Consider the following 21,933-nt stretch of genomic DNA (forward strand, 5'->3'; position numbering starts at 1 on the left):
ACTTCAATGAACAGAACAAAGCATTACATCATATCTGCTATCCATTTGGTAAAAAGCCCTTCGTATGATTAGCGAAGGGCTTTTTGCTGATGGAGTGAATGGATCCGTCATCCGGAGTGATTGAATAGTATAACTTGGCACCATCTATATTGCTGTCCAGTTTCTCGATATTCGTAATGATACCCGTGAAATAAAGCTGCCTGATTGAAGGTGTACCAGGGGAAGGAACATTCATATTCCTGCGATCATAAGAATACCTGCGAACAGAGTAATCCATATTTTATGTAATGTCTTCAGCTAAAGTTACTGCCTTCTCCTAAAGCAGTCGTTTTAATATACAGGTGGCATCCTCTAATAAGTTACCTCCCTTGTTACTCATCAGCAAATCTATAAACGACTATTTACCCAAAATCTACCGACGAACCGAAAAAGAGTTGAAAAACACCCTTCATATAGAGTAGTATGACTTTATAGAATATAATTACATTAATATATTAATATAAATATTAACAATAAAAGTATAGGAGTATTGCATATGACACATATCCAGGATCGACTCATTGCACAGTACAAATTCGACAATGCCGATCAGATCGGCAAAGACAGCTCCGGCAAAGATAATCATGCAACCGCTTCCGGTAAGAGTGCGCCTGTTGTTCAAGAAGTATACGGACGTCATGCAGCTTCCTTTACCGGTGGAGCAAACGGTTCTTCCTACATACAGCTGCCTACTGATTTACTCAAAGATGTAAGCGATAACACAGGGCTTACAGTAACGGCATGGGTGAATTTTGGTATGGGCGTGAGCATTTGGGAACGTATTTTTGACTTTGGTGCCGGAGAAGGCAAGCCCTCTATTTTCCTCACCCGTCAAATGCGTGGAACCCTGACAGCAGACGGCGATCTGGCTGTCGACCCTGGTAAGGGATTTGTCCGTGATGAGTGGATGCACGTCGCCATCTCTGTTAAAGGAACCGAAGGCGGAACACTGAGCAGCGCGGGTCCGGTCGTCTATGTAAATGGCGAAATTGCTGTAGATGGAACGATTAGCCAGACATCGAGCGGTAACTACGCACGCCTACGCGCCTGGTTTGCTACATTTACCGAAGAAGGCAATTACAATAGCAATTATATCGGACGTTCCCAGTTCGCAGCGGATGATGATTACACCGGAGCGATTGCAGACTTCCGGGTATATGAAGCAGGATTGTCCGAAGATGAAGTGATCGAAGTCATGTGCGACTCGCTGACAGATGAAGAGGTTACTCGTCTGGCACGGGACAAATATCTATCTTTCCCTACGACGATTATTACGCGTGATCTGACACTTCCCGAGTCTCTGATGGGCGGCCGGGTGCAGATCAGCTGGACATCGAGCCGACCGGAGATTCTGGCTCATGACGGCCGGATTCAGGAAGTCAGCCAAGCGGAAGGCGTGACGATTACAGCGAGCATGACCCGCGGCGGCAGCACACTGGAGAAAAGCTTTGACGTATCCGTACTGCCCAAGGATCTGCCGCCTTATACTCTGACGATTCATGGCAGCCGGGAAGTACTGGATGTCAGCGAAGTGATGTACGGACTGTTCTACGAAGATATCAACAATGCGGCCGATGGCGGAATCTATGCGGAAATGGTGCAGAACCGCTCCTTTGAATCGTTTGCTTTTGATACGTACTCCCATGCTTCCGGTGAATGCGGATGCTCGACAGGTCGTAATCGTGAGCCATTATTCGCTTGGTATGGCGATACCGACAAAATGACTCCGCAGAATAGCGGTGGACTGAATGAACATTTCGGTGTCAGTGATCCCGATGTGAACTCCTATTATGTAAAAGTAGCCAGCGGTGCAACGATTATCAACCGCGGATTTAACGATACCAATAACAATTGCGCCATGTTTATCCAGCGTGATGCCCGTTACGACTTTACGATCTGGGCCAAAGCAGAAGCAGCCGGAACGATTACGTTGCAGCTGCAGACAGCGGATGGACAGCCAGCCAGTGATACGGTGACCGTACAGGTGGAAGGTGACGGAACCTGGCGCAAATATGGTGTAGAGCCGAAGCTGACACTGACCGGATCTGCCGAAGTGCTGGGACAGCTGGCACTGACCTTTGACGGAGACATATCGATCGATATGGTATCTCTGTATCCGCAGGATGTATGGGGAGCAGGCGAAGAAGAAGGTTCTCCATCTGCCCATGCCAACTATACCGGCAACCCGAACTACCGTCTGCGCAAGGATCTGGTTAACGCACTAGTGAACATGCATCCGACGTTCCTGCGTTTCCCGGGTGGATGTATCTCGGAAGGCTCCTTTATCTGGGAGAATGTGTATGACTGGAAAGAATCGGTCGGCGATATCGAGCTGCGCAAAGAAAACTTCAACGTCTGGGGCTACATGATGACGATGGGACTCGGCTATATGGAGTATTTCCAGCTGGCCGAAGATCTGAATGCAGTACCATTGCCAGTTATGGCTTGCGGCGTACTCTGTCAGGCACGTTCCGATTATGCGCATCCAGCCGGTGGCGAGCTGCGTGACTACTATATCAAGAACTTTACCGATCTGATCGACTTTGCGATCAGTATGGACTTTGAACATAACGAATGGGCAGCAATGCGCAAGCATATGGGTCATGAAGCACCATTTGATCTGCGTTATCTGGGCGTGGGTAACGAGAACTGGGGTACCGAGTTCTTTGCCAACTTTGAGGTGTTCAAGACCTCGATCGACGAGTACATGGCCAAGCATTATCCGGATCATGAACTGAATATTATCTCGACCGTTGGCGCACAGGCCGATGATGATGCGTATCAACAAGGCTGGAAATTCCTGAGTGGTAATCTGGAAGGAACAGCCGAAGTTGCCTTTGCCGACCGGGACAAAGTCATCGAAGAAACGATTACCTGGTACGCCAAGGAAGACAATTACATGGATACGATTGCGGATGAGCACTACTATCGCTCCAATGAGTACCTGCTCAACAATGCCGATCGCTACAACTATTATTACAGAGCCTATAATGCCGATGGCAGCATCAACTGGAAAGAAACATCCAAAGTATTCGTTGGTGAATATGCATCGACTGACAAAAATACGCTGGCAGGCGCGATTGGTGAAGCGGCTGTGATGACCGGATTCGAGAATAATGCCGATGTGGTTCGTCTGGCTGCCTACGCGCCGCTGTTCAACAAAGTGCTGACGGATGGCACATACCGCTGGACGCCGGACTGTATCTGGTTCGACGATGAGACCGTATGGTATACGCCGAACTATTATGTACAGCATCTATTCGCCAAATATCTGGGACACAAAGTGCTGGATACATCATTCTCGACCTACAAGCATGGTCGCCAGCTGGATCTGATCCCGCGTGGTGGGATCGAGATCGCTACAGGCAATGCCGAGATCGCAGTGAAGCATGTCAAAGTCACTTCCAATGTCGATGGCAGTGTACTGCTGGAACAGGACTTTACCGCCGAGCTGAATCCGGCATGGCAGGTTATCCCGGGATCAGCCGGTTACACGGTCGATGAGGAGCGTGGTCTGGTACTTGCTGCACAGGGCAGCGGAATGAATGGTCTGTACATTCTGAATGATGAATGGACCAACTACAAAGTGGAAGTAACCGCTACCCGCCTGACAGGTCCCGAAGGGTTCTATATTGGTGCCGGACTGACGGATATTCATCCGGATACCAAAGATGTGACCGAATACGCGATCAACTACAACGGCAATGCTACCGGCGTCAAAGTGTACAAGCAGGGCATTGAAGGCTATACGCTGGGCGATTATTCCTCCAGTACGGCAGCAGGAAACCTGCGGGCAGCCAGCTATGAACCGCTTGCGGACGGTACGGAATATAGTATTACGGTCAATTATGGCGGCGAGACCGGACGCAATCTGATCTGCTCCTATACCGATGGCCAGACAGAGAGCAAAGTGCTGGATTACAAGCTCGAAGCCTATAACCGTGAAGTATTCCATTCTGTAACTCGTGATGAGCAGCATGTCTATGTGAAGCTGGTCAATGCCGATGCTGCAGACAAGGCGACCCGTCTGAATCTGGAAGAACTGAATGTACAGGCAGAAGCACAGCTGATTACGCTGACTGGCGATGCATCGCTCCTGCATACACCGAATGTGAACAAGAAAAACAATGAGCAGGTGGTTCCATCCGAGCAGACTATTCAGCTGGAAGGTACTACAGTCGTACTGGATCTGCCGGCAAGCTCGGTCAATGTACTTATTCTGCGTCTGAACAACTGATCATCACCTGATTCAAGGTAGTTATGTACATGACTGCCTTCATAAGCTTCGAGTATGAGAAGAATAGATTCTATTTCGATCATTTAGAGTTATGGAGGCAGTTCATTTCATAATCTGCAGGAACACATTATAGATTACCATTCATGAGCAAGACGAGAGGGGATTACCTGATGCGCAAAAATGTAACCAAAAAGCTCGCTGTCGCGACGCTGGCATTCTCACTGGCGGTATCTGCCGCAGGTGTAACAAGTGAACAGGCTTCCGCAGCCAAAGCGGATAATACACCGGCTGAACCGACATTTTCCAATGCTACCGTACACGATCCTTCCATTATCAAAACAGGCAATACTTTCTATGTATTCGGCTCCCATATCTCGGCAGCCAAGTCTCCGGATCTGATGCATTGGTCGAATTTTGCAAACGGTTACACTACTCCGGGTAACACACTGTACGGTGATCTGTCCAAAACACTGGCAGGTTCTTTCAAATGGGCGGGAGAGAATGATTCGGATAGCAAAGGCGGGTTCGCTGTATGGGCACCCGACGTGATCTGGAATTCCAAATATGTCAACAAAGACGGCTCCAAAGGCGCGTATACACTGTATTATTCCACCTCGTCTACGTATATCCGCTCCGCGATCGGCATGGCCGTATCCCAGAAGATCGAAGGACCGTATGAATACACAGATACCTTCATTTATACCGGATTCACCAAAGACAAGGCATTCGATGCCAACAGTCAGGTAGACAAGAAGTGGACCAATACCAATATCAAGACGCTGATTGACCAGAAAAAAATCAGCGCGGAGAATCCGGCATGGTTTAACGAAAATGGATCATATGCCAACCAGCAGTATCCGAATGCGATCGATCCTACCATTTTCCAGGATGCCAAAGGCAAAATGTGGATGACCTATGGTTCATGGTCCGGTGGTATCTTCGTACTGGAAGTGGACCAGAAGACAGGCAAACCGATCTATCCGGGTAAAGATGGCAAAACCAAGGACGGCCGCATGATCGACCGCTACTTTGGCACGAAAATCGCCGGTGGCTACGGCAAATCTGGTGAAGGCCCATATATCCAGTACAACAAGGATACCGGCTATTTCTACCTGTACATGACTTATGGTGGACTCGCAGCTAACGGCGGGTACAATATGCGTGTATTCCGCTCCAAGTCTGCAGATGGCCCTTATGTAGACGCTAGAGGGCATCAGGCAACATGGCCGGCAGATACCAGTAATGATGAATACGGCAACAAGCTGATCGGCAACTTCCTGTTCGACAGCAAAGTAGGCGATCCGGGCAAAGAGCAGGATTACGGTTATGTGTCTCCGGGACACAACTCCGTCTATACCGATCCGAAGACCGGCCAGCTGTTCCTCGTCTTCCATACCCGTTTCCCGGGACGTGGAGAAGAGCATGAACTGCGTATCCACCAGATGTTTATCAATAAAGAAGGCTGGCCAGTTGTCTCGCCATACCGTTATGCAGGCGAGCAGGAAGCCAAAGTCAGCGACAAAATGATCACCGGTGATTATCAGTTTGTCGATCATGGTAGCGATTCTTCACCAACAATCAAAAAAGCGAGTTATATCCGTCTGAATGAAGACCATACCATTACAGGCGAATTGCAGGGTACCTGGAAGAAAAAAGGCACCAATGATGCAGAATTGACCATTAACGGCAAAAGGTATACTGGCGTATTCGTAAAAGACTGGGACCCAATGTCCAAACAGTATGTAATGACCTTTACGGCATTGTCCGACCAGGCAACCATGGGCTGGGGCAGTCGTCTGCCGGATGCTCCCGATAAACAGGTAATCGAAGATGTATATGGCGAACTGGAACTGAGCGGCACGAGTGGCATTACAGCCAATCTGGAACTACCAACTATTGGAAGCCGTGGTACAACCATCAGCTGGACGTCTTCCAACGAACAGATTATTGCTGCAAATGGACAGGTAACCCGTCCGGAATCCGGTAGTACGGCAGTACCGGTGACACTGACGGCGCGTATTGCTCATGGCAGCGAGACACGTACCAAAACATTCGATGTAACCGTAATGCCTTATGTAAATGCCGAGCTGACCGCCCGTTACAGCTTCGACCAGAATCTGAACGACAGCACTGGCCAGCATGGCGCAGGTGAACTGACCGGCGATCGTCTGGATCGTCCGGCAACCGTGGGTAGCATTACGTATGGCACAGGTGTACACGGACAATCGGCTGTATTGGATGGTACAACAGGTATCCGTCTGCCAAATGGACTTATTCACAGTAATTCGTATTCCGTCTCCATGTGGGTGAAGCCGGAGCAGCTGAGTGTCTACTCACCGGCATTCTTTGGTGCAGCAGACAGTGATCACTGGATCAGCCTGCTACCGCGCGGAACAGACAGCGATAATACGATGCTATGGGCAGGCAGCACACCATGGTATGATGCCAGCACCGGCATGAAGATTCCGGCAGGAGAGTGGAGCCATCTGGCGTTTACCGTGGATCAGGGCACCGTTACCGTCTATGTAAACGGCAAAGCAACCTTTACAGGTAGCGGATTCCCGGATCGCTTCTCGGCTGCGGACAATGCCAGCTTTGGCCTGGGCGTGAACTATTGGGATGCTCCATTCAAAGGCGAACTGGATGAACTGCAGGTATTCGAAGGCGGACTGACTCCAGCCCAACTGGCGGAGCTGTCTTCCAAATAATCAGTACCCTGCGAGACTATTTCTGGATAGCTATACGATAGAAATTGAGCAAAAGATGTGGCAAATATCATAAACCGAGAGACAACGATCTGTTAGTGGATCGTTGTCTCTTTTTGTATTTCAACAGCAATAATGTTCAACTCATCTAAAAATTGTTCAATCCCGGCAGAAGACTCTGCATTCTATACTGAATACAGAAGGAATGTTCATTACAGCATAGTAGATCTATACAAATGAGCCAGGAGCCTTGTCGTTCAGTATTGTTCGTCAATCCACATAGAGAACAGGAGCAGCATAATGAGATCAAGCCAGGAATCCGATCAAATCGTACCCAAAGGTCTAAAAGCCATGCAGCAGTTCGAACAGCTGCCGTTGCTGCGTGAAGGAGTACAGGTTCACTATGAAGGCAGTATAGACAAGCAGGGAGGCAATGCCGACTGGGACTGGTGGTTGTACCAGGAAGGATCGGAATGGGTGATCTTCGATGTGGATGGTCCGGGCTGTATCTATAACTTTGTGCAGCACCGGTATCCTGACAGTGAAGAGCCGACGTTTTCGTTTTATTTTGATGGAGAAGCCGAGCCGAGATTCCGTATCCGGCATTCGGAGTTTGGTCGCAAGGCTCCCTTTGTAGCACCACTGGCGGATGCTTATATGGGTCCGGATGATAACGGCAGAGGGCCGATCCGGGTGGTACGGAGCTTTGTACCAATGGAGTATGAGCTTTCCTGCCGTATCACATCGGATATCCGGCTCAAAGGAGCCGCCAAAGGCGATGGAGGCTGGGGGCATGTCATTTACCACTCTTACCAGGATGCGAGCGGAATAACAACATTTACAGGCAATGAACATCTGGATGCTCTGCTGAACACCTGGAACCATACAGGAGAAGATCCCAAGCCGGATGTGTCTGTACAATCAGCGGTTAGCCAGCAGCTAACGCTGCGCGGTGGAGAGCATGTGGTTCTGCTGGATGAGCAGGGAGCAGGCAGTATTACCGCGATACTCGCTGAAATGAATACTTCTCTGTCAGCTGCAGACTCTGGTGCGCCGCTGAACGATTTTCCGCATCCGGAGCTGCAGCAGATCTGGATACGAGCGACATGGGATAACCATGAGCGGCCGGATGTGGAATGTCCATTGGGTGCTTTTTTTGGTAATGAACTGGGGTACAACCGTATTGGACTGTTGTCTCACGGACAAACGGAAGCGGGCATGCTGTATCAATACTTTCCGATGCCGTATTGGGAGCGTGCGCACATTGAGCTGATCAATCGGGGAGCGGCGGAAGTTACCTTTGCCTATTGGGAGATCCGTTATACGACGGAATATAATGATCTGTATCCTCAAGAGCAGACCGGTTACTTCCGTTCTTCGGCCTACTATCCATCACAGGCTGCGCAAGGAACAGACAGCATTATCGGCCGTATCACCGGACGCGGACATCTGGTAGCCGGACAGGTGACAGCCTTCAGCCGGACTACGGGGCAGATCAGCTGTGAAGGAGATGTGCGTGTTCATATCGATGGCAAATTAACCCCGCAGGTGGAGAGCGACGGTTCCGAGAGCTGGGTGAATTACGGCTGGGGATTCCCTACGCCGCCGGAGATGAATCCATCCAGCGCATATGACGGCCTGCCAGATAGTCCGTGGTCGATGGTGCGGCTGTGCAGTGGAGATGTGTATCCTTTTCGGCAGGAACTGGTCTTCGGCATCGAGTCCGGCGAGTATAATAATCAATATCTGCGCCACTCGGGTATTCTGTTCTACTATGGCGTGGATGAGCCGGGCATGGAGCTGACCGATGTACTGGATATCGGTAACAAGGCTTCGGAAGGTATCCATCATTATCGTACATTCGGCAGCCGGGGATACTATACCCTGTGTGCGTGTTATGAAGGGGATCAGGATCATGTGCTGATTACAGACACCGGACACGAGACAGAGGGATGGAGTGAATTTGTCGTATCGATCGATCCTGATAACCGAGGAGTGCGTCTGCGGCGAAGATCCGACCAGATGACCGGCCGGCAAAAGGCGAGAGTGTATGTGGATAATGTGCTGGTACAGGAGCGCAGCTGGTATGTGGCTGATCGTAATCCGTATCAGCGCTGGCTGGATGATGAATATGAGATTCCAGCTGGATATACATCAGGCAAAGATCATGTGACGATTCGGCTCGAATATGTGCAGGCCGGTGAGACGCGGGCATGGAACGAATTTGAATATAAAGTGTATAGTCTGCACGGGTACAATACGTGAAATAGATCAGAGAGATTGGGATACAGAGCTGCGTTAAAATATTTTGTGGAAAAGCTTGTACTTTTCGAAATGTCATGATATATTATTCCTTGTGATTGCGTAATGCAGCTCACTAACTCATTTGCGGTCGTGGCGGAATTGGCAGACGCGCACGGTTCAGGTCCGTGTGGGCTTACCCCCGTGGAGGTTCGAGTCCTCTCGACCGCATTCTTATTTATTTCTAACGTGAATATTCATACAGTCAATTACGTCCTTCAGTTATTTTAACCTGGAGGGCGTTTTTATTATGAGTTTCACTGGAATCTTGTAGAGATTCCGGTATAATGTGGAGAATGTAAACCGTCGGACAGGCCATGAATCCAGTTATAAAGAAGGTAATCACATGGGAGACCCCAGCATAAGATGGAGCAGAGCTCATAATCTGCTGGAAAAGTATTTTTCCGGAGCAACAATGAATTACCGCCAGATGATCGCGCTGTTTATTCCGATCCTGATCGATCAGGCGTTTGTGATGGGACTGAATCTGATCAATACCGCCATGATCAGTTCGGCAGGCGTAGCGGCTGTCAGTGCGGTTAATATGGTGGATTCGCTGAATATTTTCCTGCTGAGCGTATTTATCGCGGTCGCTACAGGCGGGACCGTTGTTGTCGCCCAGTACAAGGGTAATGGCAATGAACTGAAAGTATCACAGGCGACTGCAGGAGCGGTCTCGTCCGTGTCTGCGCTGGCACTGGCTATAGCATTGATCGGTATTGTCTTTCACGGGCCGCTGCTCAGTCTGCTGTTCGGCTCGGCAGAGGCGGAAGTTATGAATCATGCACGTACATACCTGATCGGGAGCTGTATTTCCTTTGTCGGGATTGCGATTGTGGAAGCGGTCTGCGGTGCGCTGCGCGGTGTTGGCAGCACGAGAGCTTCGCTGATGCTGTCATTGATTATGAATCTGCTGTATGTATTGCTGAATTTTGTCTTTATCAATGGACTGGATATGGGTGTGCTCGGCATGACGCTGTCCGTCAATATTGCCCGGTATGGCGGCGCTGCATGTGCGCTGTATTATTTATTCAAAATGGACGTTAACCTGAAGGTACGTGTACGCGAGCTGTTTGAGGTCAAATGGGAGATGTTCAAAAAGATCCTGTTTATCGGCTTTCCGTTTGCGACCGAGCAGATGTTTTTTAACGGCGGAAAAATACTGACCCAGATCTTCATTGTCGGCATGGGGACGTATGCGATTGCAGTCAATGCGATCTGTTCCGCACTGGCAGGCGCGATGCAGATTCCAGCCAATGCACTGTCACTGACGATTATTACCGTGGTCGGCATGTGTATCGGTAGCGGCAATATCGACGAAGCACGCAAGTTCACCAAGTCGTTCCTGGTGCTGGCGTCCATGTCGTTTGTATTGATGGGGCTGATTATTCTGCCATTGTTCCATCCGCTGATCTCGCTATTCGATCCGCCGGCAGAGATTGTGGATGAAATCTTCTGGGTGCTGCTCATTAATACGCTGGCTCAGATTCCGCTGTGGGCGATTGGGTTTATCACACCGTCTGCGCTGCGGGCGGCCGGGGATGCCAAGTTTACCTCGATGGTATCGATGCTGTCGATGTGGCTGTTCCGGGTGGTGCTCGGGTATGTACTGGGTGTTACACTCGGCTGGGGTGTCCTCGGGGTATGGATCGCAATGGACTGCGAATGGGCGGTACGTGGTGTTATTTTCATGAAACGATTTTATGGGAAAAAGTGGCTGCAGCACCGGATTATTTAGCGGATGGAGTGGAACATGTAAAGCGGTATGGAGCGTTGTGCAATGAAGAACGGGAATGCGTTGTATCCTTCGCATTGTACATCATGCACTCCAGAAAAGAATAAGAGCACGTCCTCCGGTTAAGCCTGGAGATCCCTGAATTGGTATAGGTAATGGGGATCTCCAGGCTTAAATGTCGTCCTTTGCTCTTATTTCTTTTCTTACGTTCTGTGCGAGTGCATGTACAATCTTGTATTTATGTATTCCACAAATTGTAAAATGGAATGGTATACTGGACAGATCCCAATATGGAGGAGGTCTTTTTTATGGGTACCATTTATATGATAGGGCTTATTCTGGTTCTAGCGCTGCTCGTCGCAGTATTGGGTCATGTAATGTATCGCTGGTCCAGGCGCCATCTCACCGGTATGTTGACTATGATTGTCGCTGTCGTGTGGGTTATGCTGATGTTTGGCTCTTTCGGGGTATTATGGGTGATCATTCCGTCGCTGGTTTTGTACGGTCTATTGGCGCGCTATCCCTATCTACTAAAAGCCAAGTAAAAGAATACAACTGATCGTTATTCATTCAAGCTTGATTCTGTCGATACTTGCCTCGTATACCAATAATCGATAACACGATAAAAAAGAGCAGACCGATCAGCGGCTGTATACCCAGTGATTGATGCAGAGCAAGCGGCAGTGCAATAAATAACAGACACATTGCCAGCAGGTTCCACCAGAGCTCTCTACGGGCAAATTGCAGGATTGCTTGTTTCATGAAGATTCCTCCCGAGTGTGAATTCCAATAAAGGAATGCTATGATCGCTTAGGAATCGGAATGGTTACATGATCACTGTCCCCTCCAGAGCTATTGCAGCATATATTTCATTGTATATACAAATCGAATGAAAAGTAAATATTTGTTAAAAGAGAGGGTGCCGCTTCTTGTATCATTATTTTAAAAAAACAGCCGGTCTGCTCGTTGTACTCCTTCTGGGTGCCGGAAGTATAGCTTGTTCCTCTCAAGAACATCGAAAAGATGCACAGGCAGCTGCAGCGGACAGCCAGAAAGCAGTATATTATGTCTCGCCTGACGGCCGGGATAGCCAGTCTGGTAGTCAAAATTCTCCGTGGCGAACGATACAGCATGCTGCCGATCAGGCGGTACCTGGCAGTACGATCTATATTCGTGCTGGCGTGTATCATGAGCAAGTGACAATCCGCCGTTCTGGCTCGGCAGCGGCAGGTTTTATTACCTTTGCCAGTTATCCGGGAGAGCAGGCAATACTGGATGGCAACGGGGTAAAAGTGAGTGGTCTGCAGGGATTGATCGATATTACTGATGCCAGTTATGTGCGCGTTCAGGATCTGGAAGTGCGTAATTATACAACAAAATCCCGTGATGCCGTACCGATTGGTATCTATGTACATGGGAGCGGGCGGCAGATCCAGCTAACCGGCAATCATGTGCATCATATTGCCAATACGGCGACTCCATCCGGACCGGATCTGACGGGGCGTGATGCGCACGGTATTGCCGTGTATGGCGATCAGGCACCGGCTGCGCTCAAGCAGGTGACGATCGATCATAACGAGCTGCATGATCTGGTCTTGGGCAGCAGCGAGTCACTGGTCATCAATGGCAATGTGGACGGATTCGCTGTAACGAACAACCGGATCTACAATAATGATAATATTGGTATTGATCTGATCGGCTTCGAAGGTATATCGCCAGATGAACAATACGACCAGGCGCGTAATGGTCTGGTTCGCAGCAACCGAATCTATCAGGTTTCTTCCAATCACAATCCTTCATATGGCAAAAAGCTGCCCAACCACAGCAACTCGGCAGGCGGCATCTATGTGGATGGAGGCAAAAACAGTGTGATCGAGCGTAATTATAGCTACGATAACGATATCGGCATCGAGATTGCTTCCGAGCATAAAGGGAGAAGCACGAGCGGTATGATCGTACGCAGTAATCTCATTTATCATAATCGGCAGACGGGAATCGCCATGGGCGGTTATGATGAGCAGCGCGGTTCTACGACAGATTCCCGGATCGTGAATAATACGCTGTACCATAATGATACCCTCGGGGCAGGCAATGGACAGCTGCTGATCCAGTATGATACCCGTCGCAATGTAATCCGCAATAATATAATGGTTGCCGGAGATGGCGGTGTGCTTATCTACAATCAATACACCCGTAATTCCGGTAATAAGGTAGATCATAATTTATATTTCTCGCAGGGAGGCAGTGCCGATTCCAGTTGGATCTGGAAAGGCAAGGAATATAGTGGTCTGCAAGCCTATCGTAAAGGCAGCGGCAATGATGCTCATTCGCTTTTTGCCAATCCGCAATTTGTCGATGCCGGGACTAACGATTACCATCTGCAATCTTCCTCTCCGGCAGTAGACACTGGGTATACCGATCCTGGATTACGTAATAGCAAGGACATGGATGGACAACCCAGAACCTCCGGTTCCGCTGTAAATATGGGAGCCTATGAATAAATGAAGTACAACCGAAAAAGCCTGCTGTCTGTTCCTTGTGCTGAATACTTTTGCACGTGGAGCAGTCGGCAGGCTTTTTGTTGATAGTACCTATACTGTGAGCGGAATATGCAATAGAGCTGCTCACTATACATAATCAGTAATCTACTCTACATATACCAAACCTAAACAAACGCTCTGACGATCTGGGCATATCGTATGCTTAATGCAATCAACAGGCATTCTAATGCTCCATGAGCTGATTAATACCCCAGCCAGAGCAGCAGCAAAGCGATCAGGGCAGGCAGACCCTGCATAAGCCAAATGGACTTTTTGACACTCCATCCGCCGTACAGCGCAGCTACCAGAACACAGCCGAGAAAAAAGAAAGCAATCTGTCTGCCTATGCTGCCATCCGGGTGCAGCAGCGACCAGATCAGACCTGCAGCCAGAAAGCCATTATACAGCCCCTGATTCGCCGCCATCGGGCGGGTTCTTTGTGCCTGCTCGGATGTTGTGCCAAACGTCTTCATTACACGAGGTGTTGTCCAGAGGAACATTTCCATAACCAGAATATACAGGTGTTCCAGGGCGACCAATGCAATCATAATACTGCCAAGCATTGCTATTCACTCCTTTTCAAATACAATCATTCATAGAGGAATGGACTAAGATGAACTTTCAGTATGTATACACAAAATAGCCATCCTCATTTAAAAATTATCATACGCTGTTCTAAGTGCTCTCATTCATATTGCATATTCCCTGTTAGCTGAATTACATCTATCAGTGTAGCATACAGGTTGCAGCAGGCGAATAGCGGAATTGCATTTTCTCCTTTGGCAGCAGGGCTGTTGGCTATTTTGAATACATCGTATTATGTAAAAAAATACCTTCAAAGCTCATTAAAAAAGTCCAAAATAGTGTAATAAAATAGAGGAGTCAAATATAGATCACATAGGCAGGTGTTTTGCTTGAAATCAATTGAGGATGGAGTAAGCGTAGCAGAAAGCTGGTTGGACCTCCATGAAGAACTGTTTAACTTTCCTCCTCATCCTGAACATGGCCGCTTTCATTCTCCATATGCCTACCGGGGAATGGATAGTGCTTCTTTTGATCTGAGTACCAGTCTGATGAGGATTGAAAATACAGGGATGGAATCTCACCTTTTGCGTAATTTTAAAAAGTTCGCCCGTGCTTCACTCAAAGACGAGCGCAATGACTGGGAGCTGCTGGCAGTCGCCCAGCACCATGGACTGCCGACGCGTATGCTGGATTGGTCATTTTCGCCCTACGTGGCGCTGCATTTTGCCACGTCCGACCTGACCCGCTACCATGAAGATGGAGCTGTCTGGTGTCTGGATACGGATCAGGTCCACGCACACTTGCCACCAAGCCTCAAGCATCGGCTGAATGATGACGACCTGCTCGTATTTACTGTCGAACTGCTGGATGAGCTGTTCAAGAATATGAACGATTTTGAACAATTAAAAGGCGATGATGACTTTGTCATCTGCCTGGACCCCCCATCGATTGATGAACGGATTGTGAATCAGTACGCCATGTTCACGATCATGAGTAACCGGGATCGCGGACTGGACGACTGGCTCAAGCAATACCCGGGACTGTACAAAAAGATTATTATCCCGGCGGAATTAAAGCTGGAGGTAAGGGACAAGCTGGATCAGGCCAATGTGAATGAACGGATCATTTATCCTGGGCTGCAAGGAATTAGTGCCTGGCTGAAGCGTCACTGTACCAATACACGTCTGATGCGGTAGGGCGTAGATCTATCCCTTTTTCGCCTGCCGGTGGTGGGGAGTATTACCAATATCTCCATTGTCTTTATGCATCTCATCGATAGTCACATGTATGAATAGGCATAAGATACAGATTATTCTATAACATCTATATACCAATAAAGCCGGATCACTGCTGTCTGTTCGTTGAACAGATCACAATGATCCGGCTTTTAATTGACCCATTAAAAGATCGCTTACTATGAGGTTAATCCAGTATTTAAAAAGAGATAATCATAGCATGAATGCCTTCTCACGACGAGAGAGCCGTCAGGATTGAGCATAATGACCAATAATCCTGAGTGGCCGGCGAAGCAATAAAAACGATCTTGCTTTGAATTTATCTCTTCGGCTGTTCCGCCAGTACCTTGTTTACCAGATCACTCATGCCTTCCCACGAATCCTTCATCAGAAAGTCCTGCTGCAGCGGCAGATTCCATGGACGCGGGATACCGATCGTACGCTTGCCGGCTTCACGAGCTGCCAGTAGATTATGCGGTCCATCGTCGATCAGTACATCGAACTCCAGCAGATATTTACGTTTGGCTACAAAGAAATTCTCATACGAAATAAATGGCAAATGCTGCTGCAGCCATCTCCATTTCTCCGGCACCGAAGAAGGACGGGCAGCAGTAACGACGATCAGGTCATGCTGTTCATGAATCCGGCGCATCTCCTCCACTGTATGTTCGTCGAAAATCTCCAACTCTTCATACAGCCCGGGTCTGCCGAAAAAGACTTCTTCCGAACATTCATGATGCCAGATCCGGCTCAGATCGAAGTTAATAATCTGCTCCATCGTCAGCGGCAGATCGGGATAGAGTGCATTATGATAATGAATAGCTTTGGGAAGAAGATGGCAGATCGTATCATCCATGTCGACAGCTACAATTTTACGGTTCATTTATCAATTTCCTCTCCTTATGCAAAAAGCTGCCGGGACATCGCCCGGGCAGCTTTTATACGTTATGCAGTCCATTTGTGTTACAGCGTGCCCCATTTGCGGTCGCCGTTCAGGTATTTCTCGGTCAGAATCGACAGCAGCTGAATACCTACTTCATTATGTCCGCCCTCCGGAATGATCAGATCGGCGTATTTTTTGGAAGGTTCAATAAAAGCTTCGTGCATCGGTTTGACAGTCGTCATGTACTGCTGGTGGATCGATTGAATACTGCGTCCGCGCTCTTCGATATCGCGCAGTACGCGGCGCAAAATGCGTACATCCGGATCGGTATCCACGAATACCTTGATATCCAATTGTTCACGCAGTTTCTCGTCGGACAGTACATGAAGTCCTTCGATAATTACAATATTGTTGGGCTGAAGTTCCAGCGTCTGGTCGGTAAAACGGGCATGCATCGTAAAATTATAGACCGGCGCATATGCCGTTTTGCCTTGCTTGAGTTCTTCCAGGTGCTGGATCAGCAGTTCGTTATCAAAAGCGAAAGGGTGATCGTAATTGATCAGTGCCCGTTCTTCCAGATTCAGATGCGTGTGATCTTTATAATAATTGTCCTGAGAGATGAAAGTAACTGCTTTTCTCGTTCCCATACGTTCGATGACGGAGCGGGCGACGGTTGTTTTGCCTGAGCCGGTACCACCGGCAATACCAATAATGAGCATGGCGTTTGAATAAACCTCCCTAAAGTTAGAAACACAGTATAATTCAGCGTCAGAACCAACGCATTATGAAATCAAAATATTTGTACAGGACGAACATGAAGTTTGCACAGCAAAATGGGTGTATCTTTCACCACCCGACAAGTATCCGTGTCATACCAACAACATTCATATAGGCTTAACAAAATCAATGATCTCTTCTAATATTTTAGGATAGCATAGCTCTGAAAAATTTTCACCTGATTTCATAGAGTTGACGCATGAAATATGCGAAAAATATAAATTTAGGCAGGATGCATTTACAATTCATTCCAAAATGTATTGAGTATTTCGAATTTTAGGTTAAATTAATCTTATAAGAAACGGATTGAATAGAAGATATTATAGTAGAACGCTGTCTACCAACCTCCAGGAAGGAACATGCATATGACAGAACTGCAGGGAACCTATAATATTCCGCTTGTTCTACTTTCGTTGTTTATTTCCTTTTTTGCTTCTTATTGCGCATTGTATATATATGAACGCGTGCTGATGCTTCATGGACGCTCGCGTCTGATCTGGATTCTGTTCGGCTCGGTCATTATGGGACTGGGCATTTGGTCGATGCATTTTATCGGTATTCTCTCCTATAATCTGCCGACGGATGTTCATTATAATCCACTCTGGCTGACCGTCTCTATGCTGCTGCCCATCATTGCCGTACTGGCTGCATTTTGGATGATCAGTGTGGACTTTATGAAAACAAGTAGTCTGCTTATGGGTTCGTTATGGATGGGATTCGCGATTGTGGCCATGCATTTTACCGGGATGGCAGCGATGGATATGCCATTTGAGCAGCACTATGATTGGTGGATGGTCTGTCTGTCGGTATTGATCGCCTGGAGTGCCTCGTTTGCTGCGCTCAAAATCTCGGCGCGACACCGTCATCTGGAACAGGCGATCAGCCGCAAAGCCAAGCTGCTCATGTCCCTGCTGCTGGGCAGTGCGATTGCCGGCATGCACTATACCGGGATGAACGCTCTGCATATTCATAATATGCACAATCTGCCGATAGAAAGCCCGGCCTATGAGACAAATAAGTATACGCTTGCGATCATGATTGGCGGCGCGATGCTGCTTATTTTGCTATTGCTGATGATCAGCCAGATTCTCGACAAACGTTTTGCACTTCGGCAGGCACAGATCAATCAGCGCCGGTATGATTCGATTTTTGAGCATAATCCGGATGTGGTGCTGTTGTTCAATCGCAGTGGGCAGCTGCTGCGTGCCAATCCGGCAGCAGAGAAGATTATGGGTTATTCGATGGATGAATTGAAAAGGCTTTCCTTTGTCGAGATGATTATGGAACCCTATGCGGATATCATCCGGGATTGCTTCCGCGATGCAATAGACGGGATCTCCCATACTGTCGAATTTATGCTTCGTCATCGGGATGGCCGGGAGATGTGGATGAGTTCTACCATGGTTCCCTGGGTGGAGAGTGACGGGGTCAAAGATATTTATACCATTTCCAAGGATATTACCAGCCGCAAGCGGGCAGAGCGCGATCTGCTGCAGACCAAGCAGGAGCTGGAAGAAGCACTTCGTGTCAAAGGCGACTTTCTGGCGATGATGAGTCATGAGCTGCGCACTCCGCTGAATGGAGTACTCGGTATGAGTGATGTGCTGCTGGAGATGGATCTGAATGAAGAGCAAAAGGAATTTGTCGGTCATATTCATCATAGTGGAACCGTGTTGCTGCATGTCATCAATGAAGTGCTGGATTATTCCAAACTGGAAGCCGGCAAAATGAGTCTGGTACGTGAACCATTCAGTATCCGGCAGCTGCTCGAAGAAACATCGGGTCTGTTCAAGGCGCAGGTTCGGCAGAAGAATCTGGAGCTGCATTTCTCTTCGGATGATGCGATCCCCGATATCGTACTCGGCGATGAGCAGCGTATTCGTCAGGTACTGATCAATCTGATCAGCAATGCGGTGAAGTTTACTTTCCAGGGCGATATTCATATTGCCGTTCAGGCAGCACCTGATTCATCAGTCTCTGCAGAAGAGCCGGTCTGGCAGTTTAACTTTACTGTACAGGATACCGGGATCGGGATTAGTGAGGAAGACCAGCGGCAGCTGTTCCAGCCTTTTTACCAGATTGATTCCAAGATTAATCGTACCTATGAAGGAACCGGCCTGGGACTCGCTATCTGCAAAAATCTGATTGAACTGATGGATGGAGAAATCGGCGTCCGTTCTGCGGAAGGTACCGGTTCGCTGTTCTATTTTATTATTCCAATGAACCGGTATGGAGATCGTCATAATGATCTGCTATGGGCAGAGAATCTGGGATAATCCACATGATCCAAAGGAGAATAAATACATGAAAAAAGATTCCTATGCAGGCACTCCGGCTGCAACAAGTGGGCTTTCGGAACAGTTCCGTGCGGCCCGGTATTCACTATCCGGACATGGTAAACGCGAGATCGGAGTGCTTCAGCAGGCAATGGCTGAGATCGATGCACAGACAGCCAGCGATATGTACGGTAATGGACCTGTTATCAATGACTTTGAACACAAGATGGCGCAGGAACTGGGTATGCCGGCGGCAGTGTTTTTCCCGAGCGGCACGATGGCACAGCAGATTGCTCTGCGAATCTGGTGTGATCACCAAGGCAGCAGGAAAGTAGCCTATCATCCGCTCTGTCATCTGGAGATTCACGAGCAGGATGGATTACGGGAGCTGCATCATCTGGAGCCGCAGCTGATCGCTGAGCGGGATCGTGTGATCACTCTGGAAGATGTCCAAAAGATGGACCCGACTACTGCCTGTCTGCTGTTGGAACTGCCACAGCGCGAGATTGGAGGTCAGCTGCCTGCTTTTGAAGAGTTGGAGCAGATTTCGGCGTATTGCCGTAAGCAGCGAATCCGGCTGCATCTGGATGGAGCGCGATTATTCGAGATTCTCCCGTACTATGAGAAAACGGCTGCGGAAGTATGTGCATTATTTGATAGTGTGTATATTTCCTTTTATAAAGGGATTGGCGGGGTTGCCGGAGCGATTCTGGCAGGACCGGAGGGCTTTGCAGCAGAATCCAAAGTATGGAAAAGACGCCATGGTGGCGATTTGATCAGCCTGTATCCGTATATCATTAGCTCGGATTACTATTATGAGCAGCGCAAAGGCCGAATGAAGGAGTATTACGAAGGAGCCGTAGAGCTGGCAGGATATTTCCGGGCATGCCGCGGAATTACCGTTTATCCGTCGGTACCGGTATCGAATATGTTTCATGTGCATTTTGATCTGTCACGTGAGCAGGCGGAACACCTATTGGCCGAAGTAACCGAGGCGACAGGAGTAGGCTTTGCGCTTGCGCTTCGGAATAACGAACAGGGTGGAAGCTATTACGAGGTGAGTATCGGAGACAATTATCTCCATGTACCGAAGGAGAAACTGCAGAAGGCATTCACCATGCTGGCTGAACGGTGCAGCGCAGCCGGCTAGGCAGGATGATTGTCCAGTACTGTGAAACTGTTAATACCAAGCATCAGAAGAAGGCCATACCCAGTACGGCAGAACCGGCAATAACGAGCAGTGGATGGGTTTTGTATTTTACAATCGCTATAAAGGCAACTGCCCCGATCAATAGAACCAGCCAGTTCGACGGCTGCAGCAAGGACGACCAGCCGCTGGCGAATCCGAAATGAAGTGCTGCGTAGATAATGAGGCCGGTAATAATCGGCCGCAGTCCATAAAAGGATGATTTGACCGCTGGACTGCTGTTGATTTTGTAGAAAAAGCTGGCGATGAGTACCACCAGCGCCAGCGAAGGCAGCACAATACCAGCAGTAGCGGCAAATGCACCGCCGATCCCGGCTGCCTGATAACCGATCAATGTTGCACTATTGGTCGCAATCGGACCGGGAGACATGCCTGCCAGCGATACCGTCTGCTGGAAATGCTCCGGTGTCAGCCAGCCATAACGCTGGGATTCATGCTGGATCATCGGGATGACCGCATAACCACCGCCAAAAGAAACAAAGCCTATTTTGAGAAAAGAGATAAACAGCTGCCACAGAATCACCGGAGCACCTCCTTAAATATAATATTCAATCTGTGCCTGTCGATCCTGGTCGGCAGGTCTTTCTTTTTCGGTTCGTGTGTTCAGTCCCAGATGCTTTTTGACACGGATAATCAGAATGCCCAGCAGCAGACCACACAGAATGAGAATGACTGGATTCAGCCCGGTCACCAGCAGCAGGATTAGCGCTCCAGCGGCTACTGCAATCGTCGTCCGGTCGAACAGTGCATTTTTGCCCATTCGATAGGCAGCGACTGCGATCAGGCCGATCACGGCGCCTTTAATTCCCTGAAAAGCCGCTTGTACCTTATGCAGATCACCGAATCGGGAATAGAACATACTAATCGCGAAAACAATAAAAAAGGTAGGGAAAGTAATGCCGAGCAGCGCTGCAACAGCGCCGGGAATACGCCCCATCCGATAACCGATAAAGGTAGAAGCATTTACGCCCACACCACCTGGTGCCGAGCCTGCAAGTGACAGCAGCTCATCCAGCTCCTGTTCACTGATCCAGCTGCGCTTGTGGACGATCTCGCGTTCAATCATCGGAATCATGGCATAGCCACCGCCAAAAGTGGCAGGGCCTATTTTAAAAAAGACCAGAAATAACTCCAGCAATGTCTTAAGTTGATATCTATAGGATGTTTTCATAACCGTCTCCTTTGTTCACTCTTTCCAGTATATCATCTTTTAACCAAAATGAAATTAACTTTGGATGATACGATAAATATAGATGGTGAAAAGGAGAGGGATATCTAATTTATTCATTCATATGACGTAAATCATACAGAAATAGCAAAGAGAACAGAAAAATTAGCATTCATTTATACAAATAGACCCTAAATCATACAAATAGCTGATGACTTTATGCTATTTTGGTGAAAAGAAGATAAAGGCTGGAATGTCTTGTATCCAGCTATTCATTTGAAGCAGCATAAAGTAAAATACATTCC

General features: G+C 48.4%; 15 protein-coding genes and 1 tRNA gene. 10 read left to right on the forward strand and 6 right to left on the reverse strand.

Annotated features, from left to right (window positions below; all coding sequences use genetic code 11):
* Window positions 1-535: 535 nt before the first annotated feature.
* The 6 genes from H065_RS0120245 to H065_RS0120270 all read left to right on the forward strand — a co-directional run bounded on the left by H065_RS0120245 (window position 536) and on the right by H065_RS0120270 (window position 11,562).
* Window positions 536-4,276 (forward strand): alpha-L-arabinofuranosidase family protein, encoded by a 3,741-nt coding sequence (locus tag H065_RS0120245; protein ID WP_017814912.1) that lies wholly within the window; start codon window positions 536-538, stop codon window positions 4,274-4,276.
* Window positions 4,277-4,446: 170 nt separating this feature from the next.
* A complete protein-coding gene (locus tag H065_RS0120250; protein WP_017814913.1) occupies window positions 4,447-6,984 on the forward strand; it encodes a LamG-like jellyroll fold domain-containing protein in 2,538 nt (845 codons plus the stop codon).
* A 297-nt stretch (window positions 6,985-7,281) separates the two neighbouring features.
* Window positions 7,282-9,246, forward strand: a complete 1,965-nt coding sequence (locus tag H065_RS0120255; protein WP_017814914.1) for a DUF2961 domain-containing protein — start codon at window positions 7,282-7,284, stop codon at window positions 9,244-9,246.
* A gap of 123 nt (window positions 9,247-9,369) precedes the next feature.
* Window positions 9,370-9,453 (forward strand) — tRNA-Leu (locus H065_RS0120260).
* A gap of 175 nt (window positions 9,454-9,628) precedes the next feature.
* Complete coding sequence (locus H065_RS0120265) at window positions 9,629-11,020, forward strand: MATE family efflux transporter (protein WP_017814915.1); 1,392 nt, start codon at window positions 9,629-9,631, stop codon at window positions 11,018-11,020.
* A gap of 287 nt (window positions 11,021-11,307) precedes the next feature.
* Complete coding sequence (locus H065_RS0120270) at window positions 11,308-11,562, forward strand: hypothetical protein (RefSeq protein ID WP_152425948.1); 255 nt, start codon at window positions 11,308-11,310, stop codon at window positions 11,560-11,562.
* Window positions 11,563-11,587: 25 nt separating this feature from the next.
* Here the strand turns inward: H065_RS0120270 and H065_RS0120275 are convergent, their stop codons facing one another.
* Complete coding sequence (locus H065_RS0120275; protein WP_017814917.1) at window positions 11,588-11,779, reverse strand: hypothetical protein; 192 nt, start codon at window positions 11,777-11,779, stop codon at window positions 11,588-11,590.
* Window positions 11,780-11,946: 167 nt separating this feature from the next.
* On the opposite strand from H065_RS0120275, the gene H065_RS0120280 reads away from it, so the two are divergent.
* Window positions 11,947-13,518 carry a right-handed parallel beta-helix repeat-containing protein gene (locus tag H065_RS0120280; RefSeq protein ID WP_017814918.1) on the forward strand — a complete coding sequence of 524 codons (1,572 nt, stop codon included), beginning with the start codon at window positions 11,947-11,949 and terminating at the stop codon, window positions 13,516-13,518.
* A 242-nt stretch (window positions 13,519-13,760) separates the two neighbouring features.
* Here the strand turns inward: H065_RS0120280 and H065_RS0120285 are convergent, their stop codons facing one another.
* The gene (locus H065_RS0120285) at window positions 13,761-14,120 is read right to left on the reverse strand and encodes a DUF1304 domain-containing protein (RefSeq protein WP_017814919.1); all 360 of its coding nucleotides are present in this window, start codon (window positions 14,118-14,120) and stop codon (window positions 13,761-13,763) included.
* A gap of 342 nt (window positions 14,121-14,462) precedes the next feature.
* Between H065_RS0120285 and H065_RS0120290 the strand changes: the two genes are divergently transcribed.
* On the forward strand, window positions 14,463-15,278 hold the full coding sequence (locus H065_RS0120290; protein WP_407944438.1) for an FRG domain-containing protein: 816 nt from the start codon (window positions 14,463-14,465) through the stop codon (window positions 15,276-15,278).
* Window positions 15,279-15,636: 358 nt separating this feature from the next.
* Here H065_RS0120290 and H065_RS0120295 read toward each other — a convergent pair whose 3' ends face one another.
* A complete protein-coding gene (locus tag H065_RS0120295) occupies window positions 15,637-16,200 on the reverse strand; it encodes a 5' nucleotidase, NT5C type (RefSeq protein ID WP_017814921.1) in 564 nt (187 codons plus the stop codon).
* Between the two features lie 80 nt (window positions 16,201-16,280).
* Complete coding sequence (gene udk, locus H065_RS0120300) at window positions 16,281-16,919, reverse strand: uridine kinase (RefSeq protein ID WP_017814922.1); 639 nt, start codon at window positions 16,917-16,919, stop codon at window positions 16,281-16,283.
* 423 nt (window positions 16,920-17,342) lie between these two features.
* On the opposite strand from udk, the gene H065_RS0120305 reads away from it, so the two are divergent.
* Window positions 17,343-19,253 (forward strand): sensor histidine kinase, encoded by a 1,911-nt coding sequence (locus H065_RS0120305; RefSeq protein WP_017814923.1) that lies wholly within the window; start codon window positions 17,343-17,345, stop codon window positions 19,251-19,253.
* Between the two features lie 28 nt (window positions 19,254-19,281).
* A complete protein-coding gene (locus H065_RS0120310; RefSeq protein ID WP_017814924.1) occupies window positions 19,282-20,403 on the forward strand; it encodes a threonine aldolase family protein in 1,122 nt (373 codons plus the stop codon).
* 43 nt (window positions 20,404-20,446) lie between these two features.
* Here the strand turns inward: H065_RS0120310 and H065_RS0120315 are convergent, their stop codons facing one another.
* Window positions 20,447-20,983, reverse strand: coding sequence for a chromate transporter (locus H065_RS0120315; protein WP_017814925.1), 537 nt, complete (start codon window positions 20,981-20,983; stop codon window positions 20,447-20,449).
* A gap of 12 nt (window positions 20,984-20,995) precedes the next feature.
* A complete protein-coding gene (locus H065_RS0120320; RefSeq protein ID WP_017814926.1) occupies window positions 20,996-21,631 on the reverse strand; it encodes a chromate transporter in 636 nt (211 codons plus the stop codon).
* Window positions 21,632-21,933 lie beyond the last annotated feature (302 nt).

The sequence above is a fragment of the Paenibacillus shenyangensis genome, assembly GCF_000346635.1.
Classification (GTDB): domain Bacteria; phylum Bacillota; class Bacilli; order Paenibacillales; family Paenibacillaceae; genus Saccharibacillus; species Saccharibacillus dauci.

What these genes read in the sequence shown, in the direction of transcription:
- H065_RS0120245 (WP_017814912.1), top strand. Translation starts at nt 536, where the DNA reads ATGACACATATCCAGGATCGACTCATTGCACAGTACAAATTCGACAAT.
- H065_RS0120250 (WP_017814913.1), top strand. Translation starts at nt 4,447, where the DNA reads ATGCGCAAAAATGTAACCAAAAAGCTCGCTGTCGCGACGCTGGCATTC.
- H065_RS0120255 (WP_017814914.1), top strand. Translation starts at nt 7,282, where the DNA reads ATGAGATCAAGCCAGGAATCCGATCAAATCGTACCCAAAGGTCTAAAA.
- H065_RS0120265 (WP_017814915.1), top strand. Translation starts at nt 9,629, where the DNA reads ATGGGAGACCCCAGCATAAGATGGAGCAGAGCTCATAATCTGCTGGAA.
- H065_RS0120270 (WP_152425948.1), top strand. Translation starts at nt 11,308, where the DNA reads ATGGAGGAGGTCTTTTTTATGGGTACCATTTATATGATAGGGCTTATT.
- H065_RS0120275 (WP_017814917.1), bottom strand. Translation starts at nt 11,779, where the DNA reads ATGAAACAAGCAATCCTGCAATTTGCCCGTAGAGAGCTCTGGTGGAAC.
- H065_RS0120285 (WP_017814919.1), bottom strand. Translation starts at nt 14,120, where the DNA reads ATGCTTGGCAGTATTATGATTGCATTGGTCGCCCTGGAACACCTGTAT.
- H065_RS0120295 (WP_017814921.1), bottom strand. Translation starts at nt 16,200, where the DNA reads ATGAACCGTAAAATTGTAGCTGTCGACATGGATGATACGATCTGCCAT.
- udk (WP_017814922.1), bottom strand. Translation starts at nt 16,919, where the DNA reads ATGCTCATTATTGGTATTGCCGGTGGTACCGGCTCAGGCAAAACAACC.
- H065_RS0120305 (WP_017814923.1), top strand. Translation starts at nt 17,343, where the DNA reads ATGACAGAACTGCAGGGAACCTATAATATTCCGCTTGTTCTACTTTCG.
- H065_RS0120310 (WP_017814924.1), top strand. Translation starts at nt 19,282, where the DNA reads ATGAAAAAAGATTCCTATGCAGGCACTCCGGCTGCAACAAGTGGGCTT.
- H065_RS0120320 (WP_017814926.1), bottom strand. Translation starts at nt 21,631, where the DNA reads ATGAAAACATCCTATAGATATCAACTTAAGACATTGCTGGAGTTATTT.